We start from the raw sequence: 15,779 nt of genomic DNA, 5'->3' as shown, positions 1-15,779 counted from the left end.
AGGACGGCCGGCCGGCGTTCGCCGCTGCCGGCCGGCCGTCAGGCCGGTCGCGCCGACGTGTCGCCGGGCAGGACGGCGGTGCGCAGCGCGGGGGTCGGTTCCGGTGTCCGGCTGAAGACTGACGTCAACGCTGATGCCAAGCCCGACCCGCCGTAGCGTGGCGGGGTGGCAGCACCCCGCATGGCACCCCCGTCAGGGATGAGCCGCCGGCTGACGTTCCTTTTCGCGTTGGCGGCGGGAGTGGCAGTCGGCAACCTGTACTGGGCCCAGCCACTGCTCGGCTTCATCGCGGGCGATCTACGCGTCACGACCGCGACGGCCGGCTGGCTGGTCACCGCGGCGCAGCTCGGGTACGCCGTCGGCGTGCTGCTGCTGGTACCGCTCGGTGACGTCCTGGACCGCCGCCGGTTCGTCCCGATCATGCTGCTGACCTCGGCCGCCGCACTGCTGATGTGTGCGCTGGCGCCGTCGATCGGCGTACTCCTCCTCGCACTCGGCGTGCTCGGCGTGACGACGATCTCCGGGCAGATCCTCACCCCGCTCGCCGGAGACCTTGCCGGCGACGCCCAGCGCGGTCGGATCGTCGGCGTCGTCGGATCGGGGACCCTCACCGGCATCCTGGCCTCCCGCACGATCAGCGGCCTCGTCGCCGACGCCGCCGGGTGGCGGACGATCTTCGCCCTCGCCGCGGTCCTCGCCGTCCTGCTCGCGATCGTGCTCTACCGCGCGATCCCCCCGCTGGCGCCGCGGACGCGCATGCCCTACGCGCAACTCATCGCCTCGGTCGGCGCGGTCGTCGTACGGGAGCGGGCGGTCAGGTGGACGCTGGTCCTGGCCGCCACCGGGTTCGCCGCGTTCTCGCTGTTCTGGACGGCGCTGACGTTCCTCCTCAGCGGCCCGCCGTTCCGGTACCCGGTGGCGGTGATCGGGTTGTTCGGGTTGGCCGGCCTCGCCGGCGTCCTCTCCGGCCTGCGCGGCGGACGGCTGCACGATCGCGGTTGGTCGGTCCCGGCCACCGGCGCGGCCTGGGTACTGGCCCTCACCGCGTTCGTCGTCGCGGCGTTCGCCGTACGGTCCGTCGTCCTCGTCATCATCGTGATCGTCATGCTCGACGTCGCCCTCCAGACGCAGGCCCTGCTCAACCGGGCGCGCCTTTTCGCCCTCTCTCACGAGGCCCGGAGCCGGCTCAACACCGCGCTGGCCACCTGCAACTTCGTCGGCGCCGCCATCGGCTCCGCCGCCGCGACCGCGCTCTGGACCGCGGGCGGCTGGACAGCGGTCACCATCGCGGGAGCGGCGCTCTGCTGCTTCGCGCTCATCGTGTGGGCGCTCGGACGTCGTGGTCCACTCGTGCTCCGCGTCGCCCCGCTGGACGACGCAATTCAGGGGGTATGACCAATTGGTCACGCCCCCTGAATATTGCTGGTGCGCCGCCAGGGACTCGAACCCCGAACCCGCGGATTAAGAGTCCGCTGCTCTGCCAGTTGAGCTAGCGGCGCTCGCTGACAACGGGACGAGACGTTAGCAGCAGGCCGGACGGTTCCCCAAGGCGGCCACCGAGCGCGGCGTCACCGGGTCGGACGTGCTCACCGACGTGCAGGCAAACCCGGGTCAGGCTTAGAGTTGTGGTCGTACCGGGTTCCACAGTGACGAGGCCGGCTTGACGGCAGCGCAGACGCCAACGCCGTGGATGCTGCGGTCGGCCAGGTCCGGTTGATCAAGCGGGTTTGCTCGTTACCGCTACCTGCCGCGCTGACCGGCGTCAACGGCGCCGAACGGCCGGCTCGGCCGCGAGCCCGCGGTGGATCCGAGGAACCTCGCGCCGCGGCAGGGGGAAGTAGCCAGGTGAGCACCCATTCGATGTTGTTGTTCGTGCTCGCCGCTGTCGCGGTCATCGTCGTCGTGCGGTGGGTGGCGGCCCGCACCGGTCTGCCGGCCGCGGCGCTTCTACCGCTCATCGGCATCGCGTACGCGCTGCTCCCCGGCCCCAACGTCGGCCTGGATCCCGAGCTTGTGCTCATGATCGTGCTGCCGCCGTTGCTCTACAGCGCCGCACTGGACTCCTCGCTGTTGGACATCCGCCGGAACCTCCGCATCGTGGTCAGCCTGTCCGTGCTGCTGGTGCTCCTCACCGGGATACTGGTCGGTATCGGGTTTCACCTGTTCGTCGCCGGGGCGACGCTCGCCGCCGGGATCGCTGTTGGCGCCGCCATCGCGCCGCCCGACCCGGTGGCTGCCCTGGCGGTGGGCCGCCGAGTGAACCTGCCACCGAAGATGGTCACGATCATCCAGGGCGAGGGGCTGCTCAACGACGCCACCGCGCTGACGATGCTCAGCGTCGCGGTGGCCGCCGCGGTGGGTGGTGAGTTCTCGTTCCCGTCCGCGATTGGTCAGTTCGTGTTGGCGGCGGTCGGCGGGGTCGCCGTGGGAGCGGCAGTGGCCTGGCTGGTACGTCTGGCCCGACCGTTCACCGCGGACCCGCTGTTGTCGAATGCCATCTCGCTCGCGACACCGTTCGTGGCCTACCTGTTGGGCGAGGAACTGCACGTCTCCGGGGTGCTCGCCGTGGTGATCGCCGGGCTGATCGTTGGCCACAAGACGCCTCAGCTCACCTCGGGCGCCGCCCGGCTGCAGACCAGCGCGGTGTGGCGGTTGGTCGACTTCCTCCTCGAAGGCTTCGTCTTCCTGCTCATCGGCCAGCAGCTTCCCGAGGTAGTCAAGGGCCTGCGTCAGTACGACACGTCGACCATCGTCATCGCGGTCGCGGTGTCCGTGGGCGTGGTGCTCCTGCTGCGTCCCGCGTGGCTGGTGATGACCCAGTCCCTCCCCCGGTCGCTGCACACCCGGCTGGGCGGCATTTCCGAGCAGGACGACCCCGACGAACCCGGGACCGCCCGGCAGATCGAGCGTGCCGACCGCAACGCCCGCCGACTCACCTCCCGCGAGGTGGTGGCACTGAGCTGGTCCGGCACCCGTGGGGTGATCAGTCTGGCCGCGATCTTCACCCTGCCGCTGACCACTAACAGCGGCGCGCCCTTTCCCGACCGTGACCTCCTGCTGTTCTGCACCTTCGTGGTCGTCCTGGTGACACTCGTCGGGCAGGGCCTGACGTTCGCGCCGCTCGTGCGGATGCTGGGCCTGCGCGCCAACGAAGCCGACCAGGCCCGCGTACGCAACGAGGCCCGCTCGGCGGCGGTCGAGGCCGCCCTGGCTCGCCTCGACGAGGTTGCCGCGGTGGAGCCGGACAGCGCGGTGGCCGTCAACACCACTCGTACGCAGCTGCTGGCCCGACTGGCGCGCTACCGCGGACGGCTGGACCTTCTGGAGCAGAGCGGATCATCCGAGCTGCCCACCTCGCCGGCGTACGAGGCGGCGCTTCGTATCCGGCGGACAGCCATCGACGCGCAGCGCGAGGAACTCGTGCGCTGGCGCGACTCCGGCCGACTGCCGGACGAGGAGCTCCGTGTTCTGGAACGTGAACTCGATCACGAGGAGCTGTTGCTGCCGAGGCGGTCCTCCAGCTGACCTGCCACGCCTGTGTCGAGCCACCGGCGTCGTACCCCGTCGCACTGGCGTACGCGAAAAAGGCCCTGACCGGCAGACATCTGCCAGGTCAGGACCTTCATCGTTGGTGCGCCGCCAGGGACTCGAACCCCGAACCCGCGGATTAAGAGTCCGCTGCTCTGCCAGTTGAGCTAGCGGCGCTCATCGGCAACGGAGAGAACATTAGCACCCCTCCAACACGGGCTCCAATTTGGTTCCCCGGGTCCCCCCTTCGGTCGAGCTTTGCCGGCAAAAAGCCCCAAACCGACCACCGCCGCCAAGATCGGGGCGTGGGTTGCGGCGGTGATGCGGCACGATGTCCGCCAGGTACGCGAGAACAGAGGTGGGCATGGCACGGTTCACGCGAGCCGGGGCGGTGGTGGGCGCCCTGACTCTGGCGGCGTCGCTGGCACTGACCGGATGCGGCGGCGGCGAGAAGAAGCCGGAATTCGTTGGCGGGGCGTCCTCGGACGTGAGCGCCACCCCTGGCTCAGCCGCACCTTCGACACCGAGCACACCGAGTGGGCCGGCGCTCACGCTGAGCCCGGCGAACGGCACCAAGAATCGGCCGGTGAGCACGGAGATCAGCGCCAAGCTCCCGGACGGCGGGAAGGTGTCCGCTGTCACCCTGACGGCGGACGGCGGCGGCTCGATCGAGGGCAAACTGCGTAGCGATGGTTCGTCCTGGGTGCCGTCAGCTCCGCTGAAGTGGGGTACGCGCTACACGGCCACTGTGACGGCGAGCGCGTCGGACGGCACGAGCAGCCAGGGCACCAGCAGCTTCACCACGATGGCCAAGCCGAAGTCGACAATCGGTTCGGGCCTGTACCTCTTCGACGACAAGAGTTACGGGGTGGCCATGCCGGTGGTCACCGAGTTCCACCCGGGCATCCCGAAGAAGGACCGGGCTGCGGTGCAGAAGCGGATGTTCGTCCGGACCGACCCGCCTCAGCCGGGCGCGTGGCACTGGGTCAGCAATGGCACGCAGGCCTACTACCGGGCCCCGGAGTACTGGAAGCCGGGCACCACCATCACCGTGCGGATCGCGCTGGCGGGGGTGCCGTTGAGCAACGGCAAGTACGGCGACATCGACCGCAAGGCCACCGCCAAGATCGGCCGGTCGTTCGAGATGAAGGTCGACAACGCCAACAAGAAGATGACGGTGTACGAGAACGGCGCGCCGGTACGCACCATTCCGGTGAGCCTGGGCAAGAAGAGCACACCGTCGTCGAGCGGCACGATGGTGGTGATGGAGAAGAAGGAAGCCACTGTCTTCGACACCCGCGACGACCCGGATCCGGCCAACCGCTACGTGACCGACATCCAGTTCGCCCAACGGCTGACCTGGGGTGGCGAGTACATCCACGCCGCGCCCTGGTCGGAGCACGTGCAGGGGCGGCAGAACGTCTCGCACGGCTGCGTGAACGTGTCGATGGCGAACGCCAGGTGGTTGTTCGGCAAGACCCGGATCGGTGACCCGATCACGATCAAGGGCACCGAGCGCAGGATCGCCGCCGGTAACGGTTGGACGGCGTGGAGCCTGAGCTGGTCGGAGTTCGTCAAGGGCAGCGCGTTGCCGGTGCCCAGTGGTGGGGCCGGTCCGGCGGTCTGAGCCGTCGGCCTCGTTGCGCCGGCTCGGCCGTTGGCCGGGCCGGCGTACCCTTGCACTCCCGCCGCTCGATGACAGCGCGGCGACCCCCGCGCTCCCGACACGGAGACGAACCAGGCTCACGAAACGCCGGATAGTAGCAGGATTCGGGCACTATTGATGGCGTGTTTCGGTTCACCCTCGGCAACCGGGGCCGGCTCTGGCGCGTCAGTAAGAGACGATGGGGCAGCGACCACAACTGTGAGGGAATTCATGCGAGCTAGCCAGGACCAGCTGATCAGGCCCGGTGGGCGACGCCGCGTGTTCGCGGCGGGGCTTCTCGCCGTGGCGCTGGCCTTCACCTCGGCCTGCACCGACGGCGACGGCGGCAAGCCGTCCTCGTGGCACGGCGGCGGCGAGAACCCGGCGCCGAAGGCCGCCGCGACGATCAGCGAGCCGGCGGCCGACGCCAAGGACGTGCCGGCGTCCACCGGCGTCACCTTCACCACGAAGGACGCCGTGGAGACCGCTGTCGAGCTGAAGGACGCCGCCGGCAAGGTGGTCGAGGGCGCCCTCGCCACGGACGGCAAGTCGTGGCTGCCGACCGGCGCGCTGGCCTACGGCACGAGCTACACGGCCACCGTTACCGCCAAGGGCGACGACGGACGCCCGGCCACCGCGACGAGCACCTTCACCACGATGGCCAAGCCCGGCAACCAGGTACGCGTGAGCAGCTTCCTCGGCGACAACCAGGTGGTCGGTGTGGGCATGCCGCTGATCGTGAAGTTCAGCCGGGGCATCCCGGAGGACTACCGCGACGACGTGCAGCGCCGGATGACTGTCACCTCGACGCCGGCGCAGGCGGGGATCTGGCACTGGGTCAGCCCCACCGAGATCCGGTTCCGGCCGAAGGAGTTCTGGAAGACCGGCAGCAAGGTCTCCTACCGGGTCCAGGCGGGTGGCCTGCCGATGGGTGAGGGTTGGTACGGCCGCGCCGACCTCTCGGTGGACGTCAAGATCGGCGCGGCGGTGGTCATGACTGTGGACAACAAGACCAAGCGGATGACGGTGACCCGCAACGGCTCTGTGATCAAGACCATCCCGGTGAGCCTGGGCAAGAAGAGCACCCCGTCGTCCAGCGGCACCATGGTCGTCATCGAGAAGTTGCGCAAGACGGTCTTCGACACGTTCGAGGAGCTGGGCCCGGAGGAGGGTTACCGCACCAAGATTGACTTCGCGCAGCGCCTCACCTGGGGCGGGGAGTTCATTCACGCGGCACCCTGGTCCGAGGGACAGCAGGGCACCACTAACGTGTCGCACGGCTGCGTGAACGTGTCGATGGCCAACGGCGACTGGCTCTTCAAGAACACCCAGATCGGCGACCCGATCACGGTGAAGGGCACCGAGCGCAAGCTGCAGAACGGAAACGGCTGGACCGACTGGAACATGAGCTGGGACGAGTACGTCAAGGGCAGCGCCCTCCCGTACGAGCCTCCGGCCGACCCGGACGCCACGCCGACCCCGGACGGGACGGGCGCCCCGTCCCCCACGCCGACCTCCTGAGCCAGCCGACGAAAGCCCCCTCCTCGGAGGGGGCTTTCGCGTAGGCCCTGTCTCGCCCCGACAACGACTCAGGCCCCCTCCGAGGAGGGGGCCTGAGTCGGTGAAACCAGTGGGGTGACTGAGGGGAATTGAACCCCCGACAACCGGGACCACAACCCGGTGCTCTGCCAACTGAGCTACAGCCACCATGCCGCCGTCGCCCGGTCGATCGCTCCGGGCGGGGTGCGGACCAATAATAGCCACACCACGACGCACCTCGTCCAGCGGGTTCCCTGCTCTCCGAGAGGAGCTGCCGCGGTCAGAGTTCGGCGGCGATGGCCTTGGCGGTCTCGACATCCGGGCCGGGCAGCGGAACGAAGACGGTGCGCCGGTAGTACTCCAGCTCCCGGATGCTCTCCCGGATGTCGGCCAGCGCCCGGTGCGCCAGACCCTTCTGCGGCTGACCGAAGTAAACACGGGGGTACCAGCGGCGACAGAGTTCCTTGATCGAAGACACGTCGATCATCCGGTAGTGCAGGTGGGCGTCGAGGCGGGGCATGTCCCGGGCGATGAAGCCCCGGTCGGTGGCGATCGAGTTGCCGCAGAGCGGCGCCGTACGCGGATCCTTGACGAAGGTGCGGACGTAGTCCAGGACCAGGTCTTCGGCCTCGGCGAGGGTGACCGCCGAACGGCGGACCTCCTCGGTGAGGCCGGACTTGGCGTGCATGGTCTGCACGATCTCCGGCATCCCCTCCAGCGCCGCCTCGTCGGCGTGGATCACCACGTCGACACCGTCACCCAGCACGTTGAGGTCGGGATCGGTGACCAGTGCCGCAACCTCGATCAGTTTGTCCCTGCCGAGGTCCAACCCAGTCATCTCACAGTCGATCCAGACGAGGAGATCAGCCACCGGGACAGCCTACGCGCAGCCCACGCCCCGCGGCTGCGCGCTCTCGGCCGACCGGACCGCTAGGGTTTCGGGGTGCCAGCAGAACCCGTCGCACCGCCCGCCGTCACCGAAGACGATCCCGGCGGCCGTACGGTCCGTCGTCTGGTCACGGTGGTGGCCCTCGGTGCTGTGCTGCCAGCGCTCTACCTGCCCGGCCTCGTGCACGATTTCTTCGATCTCAAGATCTACATGTCCGCGATGGACTGGTGGCGCGTCGGCCACCCGCTCTACGACTACGTCCAGCCCGACCGGGTGCAGGGCGAGTTGTACTTCACCTACCCACCGTTCAGCGCGCTGCTGCTGTGGCCGTTCGGTCTGTTGCGGCTCGGCGCCACCGTGGCGATCTTCACGGCGCTCACCGTGCTGGCCGTGGTGCTGACCACCCGGTGGCTGGTGACTCCGGTGATCGCCCGACACGACCTGCCCCGAACGTTCACACTGATCGCCGCCGTACTGCTGGTGCTGGCGGTGGAGAGCATCCGCGAGACGATCACCTTCGGCCAGATCAACATGTTGCTGGTCGTGCTGATCCTGGCCGATCTACTGTTCGCGGTGCCGCGGGCGCGACGCTGGGCCGGGGTGGGCGTGGGGCTGGCGACGGCACTCAAGCTCTTCCCCGGCATCTTCATCGTGTACCTGCTGGCCACCCGGCGGTGGCGGGCGGCGGCCGTGGCAAGCGCGACAGCGGCGGCGGCGACCCTGCTCGCGGCGGCGATCGCCCCTCGTGACTCGTGGCGGTTCTGGACGCACGAGCTGTGGACCACCGAGCGGGTGGGACGCACCGACATCGTCGGCAACCAGTCGCTGTTCGGCCTGCTCAGCCGGTTCACCGAGCCGGAGAAGCCGGACCGGCTGCTCTGGCTGCTGCTGGTCGCCGCGGTGGCCGGCTACGGGCTGTGGCGGGCCGCCCGTGCGGCGCGGGCCGGCGACGCGGTGGCCGGCCTGACGTTGACCGGGCTGGTCGGTTCCCTGGCGAGCCCGATCACCTGGACCCACCACATCTACTGGTTCGTGCCGGCGGTGGTGCTGCTCGCCGACGCGGCGTTGAGCGCGGACCGCCCGGAGGAGGCACGCCGGCGTCGCTGGCTGGCCGGGCTCGCGCTGGGCATCACCGCCGTGACCATCTACGGCGTGGTGACGTTCCAGGCCTGGGGCGCGGGACCGGTCCGCACTCACGACCCGGTGGACTTCGTCGTGCAGAACACCTATGTGCTGCTCAGCCTGCTGCTGCTGGTGGCGTTGCCGGTGCGCTCCGGGCTCGGTGCGGAAAATCGCACCAATTGGACAGACCTCCCGAGTGGCCATGTTCGGCGCTAATCTGTCCTCATCTACCTCAAGCGTCGCTCGGGTAGCACCGATCCCCCGGTGAGGGTGGCCCTCCGCGTCGGCAGCGCGGAGGGCCGCTCGCCGTCTCACCCACCACCACCGGCCGGGCAGTCACCCGACCGGGCCACCACGGGCCGGGTCGTCGCCCGGTGCGGCCGCCACCGGCCCGGCCGTCGGCTCGTCCACGTCGGCCGGCGGCCAGGCGAGACTCAGCGTCACCTCCGGTGGACGGGGCAGCCGGACCGGTTCGTCCAGGTCGGCGAGGGTGGCCGCACGGGCCGCGCCGATCGCCGACCGCGCGGGTTCCGGGGCTCCGGAGCCGACCGGGGCGAGTTGTCGTGCCGGCAACGGTGGGGTCGGATCGGGTTGGCGAGGGCCCAGGCCACTCAGCGAGGTGACCCCGAGCCGGCCGGCGAGCACCGGCACCTGATCCGGCTCGACCACGAAGATCACCTCGCGTGGCCGTAGTGGCCGTAGCAGGAGCAGCGCCGCGCACACCACCAGCAGCACGCCGACGGTCAGCAGACCCCAGGTGGCCGGGCCGGTCCACCCGACCCGCAACTCGGCGTGCAGGTCCAGGGCCAGGTCGTCCTCGCCGTCGGGGCGCATCACCACCAGGCTCACGGGTTCGCCGGCGAGGTCGTCCGCGCTCCACTCCAGCGAGCCGATCCCCTCTCGTACCCAGAAGGGCCGGCCCAGCGGCGTGACCGGCCCGTCGGCCGGCGCGACGCCCGGGGTGTCGGCGGCCGGTCCGGCCGGATCGAGCCGGACCGGCAGCGGACCACGGGCCAGCGCCACGCGACGGACCGTGGCGTGCGGCACCGCCTCCAGCCAGCCACGCACCTCGGCGGTGGGCGCCAGTCCGACGAAGGCCGGCCCACCCGTGGTCCGGGCGTCCAGGCGCAGCCGGGTCTGCGCGGTACGCGCGAAGGGCGCGTCCTGCCGCAGCAACCGGTCGAGGTCGGTGACGACGATCGCGTGACCGGGCGTGCGGACCGTTTCGAAGCGGGCGGCGAAGGACCCGCCGGGGTCGGCGTGTCGGGTCACCAGCCACAGCCCGCCACCGGCGAACAGCGCCGGAATTCCCACTACCAACAGCAGCACTCCGGCGATCACCCGCACGAACCGCATCCGCACCGTCCCCCTCCGTAGCCAAATACCCGGCCGACCTTACCGACGTACACCGCCTGATCAGGGGATATCCACGGCACGGTCGGCATCGGCTCCGGAAAGCACGCTGGCCCGCCGGAAGATCCGGCGGGCCAGCGGATGGAACAGGATCAGGCCTTGGTGATCGACTCCCGGCGGGTACGCGTGAACGCCAGCCCGCCCAGCACCAGACCGGCCAGACCGGCAACGAGACCGGCCACGCCGAGGCCGACCGCGAGCCCGTTGCCGTCGTCGTCGTCATCGTCGTCGGGCGAGGCGACGGCTGCGGCCGGCGAGGCCGAACCCGACGGCGCCGCGGCGGCGGCGGCCAGGGTGAGCACCGGGGCCGGGTGCTCCGGCTCCTCGGCACCCGGCGCCGGGTCGTCGATCCACCGCGAGATGGTGCCGTCCGAGTAGGTCTGCAGGGTCTTGAACACCATCGAGTCGACCTGCGGCAGAGGCCCCATCGAGACGGGGAACTCCTGGAACTGACCCGGCTTCACACCCGCGTCGCCGGAGGCCGTCCAGGTGATCTTGGAGACCGCTTCGGTGAGCTGACTGCCGTGCACCTCGATCGGCGGGTCCACCTTGCGCTTCTCCGTGGTAACCGTCCAGCCCGGCACCGGCATCGTCGACACCGAGCCGACCGGGGCGTTCTCCGGCAGGACCACCTCAAGCTTGGTGGTCGACGCGGTGTCGCTCTCGTTGGGCACCCGGAACGCCACCCGGGCGTAGCCGCCCTGGGTCGCCTCCTTCGGGTTCACCGTGACGTGTGCGGACGCCGGTCCGGCGAAGCCGAGCACAGCGGTGGCGGCGGCGGTGAACGCCAGGGCGGCAGCGGCGGTTGCGGTACGCCGGAATCGGGTCATGGGTTTCGCGAGCCTTTCTAACGGATGGGCACGGTGGCGGTCACCGTGGCCTGGTCGATGTCGGTCGTTCGGGCGGTGATCTTCAATTGCCACTCGCCGGGGGTCGGCAGGCTGATGTCGCCGTAGGCGTGACTGTCCGTCAACCGCAGCAACGGCACCTCGATCGGCTCGATCCCGGCCGAGGGCAGCGCGACTGTCGCCTTCCACTCCGCGACCAGCAGTGGCTGGTTGGCCTTGTCGTACGCGTAGAGGTGCACCGAGTTGTTGCCCCGCTCGGCCGGGCTCACCTCGACCTCGACGGACAGGAGCGGGCTGGAGAGCCTGGTGCTGAAGAGGCCGGCCTCGGCCCCGGCGGATGGGGCGGCTCCGGCGGTGCGCGCCGGCGTGGTCTGCACGAGCGTGGCGGACACGGCCAGCACCACGACGGTGACGGCCAACTCCACCAGGACCGCCCGGCGCACCGGTGCCGGGCGTTGCGCCGCGACACGGCTGCGCACCAACTTGCGGGAGTACGCGGCCACGGCGATGACCAGCGCGAACAACCCGATCTTGGCGAGCAGCAAGCGCCCGTACGTGGTGTCGAAGAGTGCCTGCGGGGTGGCCACCTCGATCAGCGCCTGGACGGTGCCGGCCAGCAGCAACGCCGAGACGGCGAGCGCCGCCCAGCGCGACCAGATCGGCAGGATCGCGCCCAACTCCCGCTCGTCGGCCTGGCGCAGCAGGAAGACGGCGAGCATGAGCAGACCGCCCAGCCAGACCGCCATGCTGCCCAGGTGGACGGCGTCGACCACCACCGAGACCGCCGGGGCCGGGGACGCCGCCGGGTGCCCGGCCAGCGGCCAGGTCAGCAGGGCGGCGACGCCGAGCACGGCCAGGATGATCGCGTCCGCGCGGCCGGCGGGCCGGGCCAGCAGCGGGCGGAGCAGGAAGACGGACGCCGCCAGCAGGCCGAGTCGGACCAGGTGGGCGGCGCCGAAGGCGCTGCCGAACACACTGCCGAACCCCTCGCCGGTGACGTCGAAGAGACCACCACCGGCCGTGTAGGGCACCTGCAACCACAGGTCGGCGAGGGTGGCGACGGCCACCAGACCGAGGCCGGTCCAGGCCAGCCGGGTCGGCCCCCGCCGGGAGAGCCGTCGTGGCCAGAGCGCGGCGAGCACCAGCGCCGGCCCCACCAGCAGCACCAGGCCGGCGTAGCCGAGGAAGCGGGCCACCTTCACCGCCGTCTCCACCACCGGGTTGGCGCGGCTGTCAGTGCCCGAGTCGACGGGTGGGGTCGAGGGTGCGCCGACCGAGTAGGTGTACGCCCCGGAGACCGGATGGCTGTCGGCGGAGATCACCCGGAAGCTGACCAGGTAGGTGCCGCGGGCGCCGGCCGGGTCCACCGGGATGGTCACCACACCGCCGCTGAACGACGGTTCACCCCGGTCGGCCCGGGAACCGTCCGGCGCGATGATCCGGATCTTGCCGGGCACCTTACGGACCGACTCGCTGAACGTGAGGACCACCTCGGACGGCCCGCTCGGCACGATGGAGGCGGCAGCCGGGCTGCTGCTCTCCAGCACCGCGTGGGCGCTGGCGGAGGTGGCCGGCGCGATCAACAAGGCGACGACGGTGACCAGGAGGCCGGCGGCTGCGGCCAGCCTGGCGGCCCAGCGGCGGGGGGCGACAGTCATGCCGGCCATGGTCGCCGATGGGTGTCCCATTCGGCGACCCGAGGGGGGTGGTCGCTTCTGTGGTCGCACGTCATGAACTGGTAGTCGGCCCGGGTCGGGGAAAAGTTCCCGACGTGTCGCAGACCATCCAAAGGCCGAACGACACTGACGCGCCGCCGACTGCCGCGTAACCTGGTGTGTCGTGATCCCTGTCCCGCGTGACTCCGGTGCCGCCGGTCCGGCAGAGCCGGTCGACGAGGTCGCCCGGGACCCGGCAACCGAGTCGGCGCTGACCGCCCGCGACGGTGACCCCACCGCCCAGGCCGCGTTCGTCCGGCTGACCCAGGCCGAGGTCTGGCGGTTCGCCGCCGCCCTGGTCGACCCGGACAGCGCCGACGACCTGACCCAGGAAACCTACCTGCGGGCGTTCCGGGCACTCCCCGCCTTCGAGGGTCGCTCCAGCGTCCGCACCTGGCTGCTCGGCATCGCCCGCCGGGCCTGCGCCGACCACCTGCGCACTGTCATCAGGCGTCGGCGACTCGACGAGCGCCTGGCGGCGAACGCGTACACCGACCGGCCGCACCCGGACCCGGCCGGCCAGTTCGGCGCCGCCGACCTCGTTCGTCGCCTCGGCCCCGAGCGACGCTCAGCGTTCGTGCTCACCCAACTGCTCGGCCTGTCGTACGCCGAGGCCGCGGCCGTCGAAGGGGTGCCGGTGGGCACCATCCGGTCCCGGGTCGCCCGGGCCCGAGACGACCTGGTCGAGGCGGTCGGCGACGCCCTGACCGGCTGAACCCGGAACTTCCGGCGCGGACGGGACGACAAATGAGCGTGACAGCACCTTCCACCCGCTTCGGCCGTTGGCCAGTGGTCCGCCCGTGGCTCGGCATCGCGGCCCGACTCGGCCTCGCCGCCGTGTGGCTGGTCGCCGGCGCGTCGAAGGTCAGCGATCTCGCCGCCTCCGGGCGGGCGGTCAACGCGTACCAGGTGATGCCGTACGACGTGGCGACAGTGATCGGCGCGGCCCTGCCCTTCGTCGAGCTGGCGTTGGGCGTGCTGCTGCTGCTCGGGCTGGCCACCCGGCTCATCGCCGGGGTGTCCGCAGCGCTGCTGGTGGTCTTCATCGTGGGGATCGCCTCGGCGTGGGCGCGTGGGCTGGCCATCGACTGCGGCTGCTTCGGCAGCGGCGGGCAGTTGGCCGCGGGGCAGGCACCCAGTTACCTCCCGGAGATCCTCCGGGACCTGGGATTCTTGGTTCTGGCCGGATTTCTGCTGATCTGGCCGCGTACGCCGGTATCGGTGGACGGGTGGTTGTCCGGCGAACCCGTTGTGGAGGACGAGGATGAGTAGTCGTAAGGGGCAGCGGGACGCCGCCCGGGTGGTTCGCGAGCAGTTGGCCCGCGAGCGGCGCCGCCGCCGCACGATCTGGGTCTCCGCCGCCGCGGTCCTCGTCCTGGTCATCGCCGGGGGCATCGGCTGGGCCGTCTGGTCCAGCCAGCGCTCCGACAGCTTCACCACCCCGCCCGGCGCCAACGCGGCCGGCACCGGCATCGTCACCGGCGGCGGGCCCGTCACCGTCGACGTCTACGAGGACTTCCTCTGCCCGGCCTGCAAACAGTTCGAGCAGACCAGCGGATCGACGCTCGAACAGTTGGTGGCCGAGAACAAGGCGAAGGTGGTCTACCACCCGGTCGCGTACCTCAACCGTTTCTCCACCACCGACTACTCCACCCGCTCCTCGGCGGCCTCCGGCTGCGCCGCCGCGGGCGGCAAGTACCACGAGTACGCAAAGGCGCTCTTCGCCCAGCAGCCGCCGGAGGGCAGCGCCGGGCTCACCGACGACAAACTCATCGACATCGGCACCAGCGTGGGCCTCGACCGGGGCGCCTTCGGAAGCTGCGTGAAGGACAAGACGTACCGGACCTGGACCGAACACGTCACCGAGGACGCCAGCCAGAGCAACGTCACCGGCACGCCGACCGTCAAGGTCAACGGTCAACCCGTCGAGAACCCCACCCCGGACGCTCTCACCGCAGCCGTGGCGGCGGCCGGCAAGTGATCCGTACCCTGCTGGGCCGCGCCGGACTGGTCGCCGCCGCAGCCAGCCTGGTGACGCTGATCAGCGCGGCGCCCGCCGCCGCGCACGGCGCGGACGCACCGGACGGCACCGACTACCGCACCCGGACCACAGGGGTCGCACCAGCGCGGCCAGGGCTTGAGGTACGCGTCATCGAGGCGGGCGCCCGACTGGAGCTGACCAACCGCACCGGCCGCACCATCGAGGTCATCGGCTACTCCGGTGAGCCGTACCTGCGCGTCGGCCCGGACGGGGTCTTCGAGAACAGCCACTCCCCCGCCACTTACCTGAACCGCACCATCGCCGGGGACACCGCGCTCCCGGCCGAGGCGGACCCGGCAGCCGCACCGTCCTGGCAACGGATCGACCACGGCACCACAGCGCGCTGGCACGACCAACGCGCGCTGTGGCAGGAGTCGGCACCACCGGCCGCGGTACGCGCCGCACCGGACCGCGAACACCGGGTCCGGGACTGGGCCATTCCACTGCGCGACGGCACCGACCCGCTGGCGATCGGCGGCACGCTGGACTGGGTGCCGCCGCCGGACGCGTACACCTGGTGGGCCGCGACCATCGTGGGGCTGCTCGCGGTGGGCGCGCTCGGCCTGTTCGCCGCCACCGCACCGGCCGGCTCCCGCGCGCTGTCCGCGCTCGGCGTGTTGCTGATCGGCGGCGGCGTGCTGGCCGTCGGGTACCCGGTGGGACGGGAATTGGACGCGGGCGCCCAAGGCGTGGGCGGGGTGCTGGTCGGGCTGCTCTCCGGGCAGATCTGGTCCCTGCTCACCGGCGTCGGCGCGATCGCCGCCGGTTGGTACGCGCTGAGCCGCCGCCCGGCCGCCGACTTCGTGGTCGCGCTGGCCGGTGCCTGCCTGGCGCTCTTCGCCGGTGCGTCGAACGCCGCCGTCTTCGCCCGCGCCATCGCCCCGGTGCCCTGGTCACCCGCTGCCGCCCGGGTGATGGTGGCGCTCTTCCTGATCACCGGCGCCGGCGCGACAGCCGCCGGCATCCTGCGCCTACACGCCACCTCCCGCACCACCGCCGCAACCGTCCCAACCCCCTAACCCCCGCAACCCCGCCCCGC

The 15,779-nt window shown here is 71.0% G+C and carries 13 protein-coding genes and 3 tRNA genes; 9 read left to right on the top strand and 7 right to left on the bottom strand.

From position 1 onward, the window contains the following. Positions 1-165 precede the first annotated feature (165 nt). Entirely contained in the window at positions 166-1,395 is a 1,230-nt protein-coding gene (locus OHB44_RS06855; RefSeq protein WP_330439955.1) for an MFS transporter, read from the top strand. A 28-nt stretch (positions 1,396-1,423) separates the two neighbouring features. Here the strand turns inward: OHB44_RS06855 and OHB44_RS06850 are convergent. After that, positions 1,424-1,499: transfer RNA gene (locus tag OHB44_RS06850), tRNA-Lys, on the bottom strand. A gap of 361 nt (positions 1,500-1,860) precedes the next feature. On the opposite strand from OHB44_RS06850, the gene OHB44_RS06845 reads away from it, so the two are divergent. Beyond that, complete coding sequence (locus OHB44_RS06845) at positions 1,861-3,525, top strand: Na+/H+ antiporter (protein ID WP_330441190.1); 1,665 nt, start codon at positions 1,861-1,863, stop codon at positions 3,523-3,525. Between the two features lie 104 nt (positions 3,526-3,629). Here OHB44_RS06845 and OHB44_RS06840 read toward each other — a convergent pair. Next, positions 3,630-3,705: transfer RNA gene (locus OHB44_RS06840), tRNA-Lys, on the bottom strand. Positions 3,706-3,892: 187 nt separating this feature from the next. Here OHB44_RS06840 and OHB44_RS06835 point away from each other — a divergent pair. After that, positions 3,893-5,155, top strand: coding sequence for a L,D-transpeptidase (locus tag OHB44_RS06835; RefSeq protein ID WP_238684745.1), 1,263 nt, complete (start codon positions 3,893-3,895; stop codon positions 5,153-5,155). 249 nt (positions 5,156-5,404) lie between these two features. Next, positions 5,405-6,694 (top strand): L,D-transpeptidase, encoded by a 1,290-nt coding sequence (locus OHB44_RS06830; RefSeq protein WP_330439954.1) that lies wholly within the window; start codon positions 5,405-5,407, stop codon positions 6,692-6,694. A 110-nt stretch (positions 6,695-6,804) separates the two neighbouring features. On the opposite strand, the gene OHB44_RS06825 is transcribed toward OHB44_RS06830, so the two are convergent. Together OHB44_RS06825 and orn are read right to left on the bottom strand one after the other, a co-directional pair. Next, a tRNA-His gene (locus OHB44_RS06825) sits at positions 6,805-6,880 on the bottom strand. 112 nt (positions 6,881-6,992) lie between these two features. Beyond that, entirely contained in the window at positions 6,993-7,583 is a 591-nt protein-coding gene (gene orn / locus OHB44_RS06820) for an oligoribonuclease (RefSeq protein ID WP_091393455.1), read from the bottom strand. Positions 7,584-7,655: 72 nt separating this feature from the next. On the opposite strand from orn, the gene OHB44_RS06815 reads away from it, so the two are divergent. Continuing rightward, positions 7,656-8,939, top strand: coding sequence for a glycosyltransferase family 87 protein (locus OHB44_RS06815; protein WP_330439953.1), 1,284 nt, complete (start codon positions 7,656-7,658; stop codon positions 8,937-8,939). A 120-nt stretch (positions 8,940-9,059) separates the two neighbouring features. Here OHB44_RS06815 and OHB44_RS33435 read toward each other — a convergent pair whose 3' ends face one another. The 3 genes from OHB44_RS33435 to OHB44_RS06800 form a co-directional block, all read right to left on the bottom strand. Continuing rightward, entirely contained in the window at positions 9,060-10,079 is a 1,020-nt protein-coding gene (locus OHB44_RS33435) for a hypothetical protein (RefSeq protein ID WP_442932686.1), read from the bottom strand. Positions 10,080-10,228: 149 nt separating this feature from the next. Next, on the bottom strand, positions 10,229-10,966 hold the full coding sequence (locus OHB44_RS06805; protein WP_330439952.1) for a YcnI family copper-binding membrane protein: 738 nt from the start codon (positions 10,964-10,966) through the stop codon (positions 10,229-10,231). A gap of 17 nt (positions 10,967-10,983) precedes the next feature. Beyond that, on the bottom strand, positions 10,984-12,651 hold the full coding sequence (locus OHB44_RS06800; protein WP_266305208.1) for a copper resistance CopC/CopD family protein: 1,668 nt from the start codon (positions 12,649-12,651) through the stop codon (positions 10,984-10,986). A gap of 172 nt (positions 12,652-12,823) precedes the next feature. On the opposite strand from OHB44_RS06800, the gene OHB44_RS06795 reads away from it, so the two are divergent. Genes OHB44_RS06795 through OHB44_RS06780 form a run of 4 tightly spaced genes read left to right on the top strand, consistent with a single transcriptional unit; the run spans position 12,824 to position 15,759 of the window. Then, positions 12,824-13,414, top strand: a complete 591-nt coding sequence (locus OHB44_RS06795) for a sigma-70 family RNA polymerase sigma factor (RefSeq protein WP_238684749.1) — start codon at positions 12,824-12,826, stop codon at positions 13,412-13,414. 32 nt (positions 13,415-13,446) lie between these two features. Further along, positions 13,447-13,971, top strand: coding sequence for a MauE/DoxX family redox-associated membrane protein (locus OHB44_RS06790; protein ID WP_238684750.1), 525 nt, complete (start codon positions 13,447-13,449; stop codon positions 13,969-13,971). Next, the gene (locus tag OHB44_RS06785; protein WP_238684751.1) at positions 13,964-14,680 is read left to right on the top strand and encodes a DsbA family protein; all 717 of its coding nucleotides are present in this window, start codon (positions 13,964-13,966) and stop codon (positions 14,678-14,680) included. Before OHB44_RS06790 ends, OHB44_RS06785 begins: the two co-directional genes overlap by 8 nt. Then, positions 14,677-15,759 (top strand): hypothetical protein, encoded by a 1,083-nt coding sequence (locus tag OHB44_RS06780; RefSeq protein WP_330439951.1) that lies wholly within the window; start codon positions 14,677-14,679, stop codon positions 15,757-15,759. The genes OHB44_RS06785 and OHB44_RS06780 overlap by 4 nt, the downstream gene beginning before the upstream one ends. Positions 15,760-15,779 lie beyond the last annotated feature (20 nt).

Source organism: Micromonospora sp. NBC_00821 (assembly GCF_036347035.1).
In the GTDB taxonomy this organism is placed as follows: Bacteria; Actinomycetota; Actinomycetes; order Mycobacteriales; family Micromonosporaceae; genus Micromonospora; species Micromonospora hortensis.
Note: the sequence above shows the minus strand (reverse complement) of the source record. Positions and strands in the feature narration are given on the sequence as shown.

Excerpts from the sequence above, each read along its gene's own strand:
- OHB44_RS06845 (WP_330441190.1), top strand. The coding sequence starts at position 1,861 with ATGTTGTTGTTCGTGCTCGCCGCTGTCGCGGTCATCGTCGTCGTGCGG.
- OHB44_RS06835 (WP_238684745.1), top strand. The coding sequence starts at position 3,893 with ATGGCACGGTTCACGCGAGCCGGGGCGGTGGTGGGCGCCCTGACTCTG.
- OHB44_RS06830 (WP_330439954.1), top strand. The coding sequence starts at position 5,405 with ATGCGAGCTAGCCAGGACCAGCTGATCAGGCCCGGTGGGCGACGCCGC.
- OHB44_RS33435 (WP_442932686.1), bottom strand. The coding sequence starts at position 10,079 with ATGCGGTTCGTGCGGGTGATCGCCGGAGTGCTGCTGTTGGTAGTGGGA.
- OHB44_RS06805 (WP_330439952.1), bottom strand. The coding sequence starts at position 10,966 with ATGACCCGATTCCGGCGTACCGCAACCGCCGCTGCCGCCCTGGCGTTC.
- OHB44_RS06800 (WP_266305208.1), bottom strand. The coding sequence starts at position 12,651 with ATGGCCGGCATGACTGTCGCCCCCCGCCGCTGGGCCGCCAGGCTGGCC.
- OHB44_RS06790 (WP_238684750.1), top strand. The coding sequence starts at position 13,447 with ATGAGCGTGACAGCACCTTCCACCCGCTTCGGCCGTTGGCCAGTGGTC.
- OHB44_RS06785 (WP_238684751.1), top strand. The coding sequence starts at position 13,964 with ATGAGTAGTCGTAAGGGGCAGCGGGACGCCGCCCGGGTGGTTCGCGAG.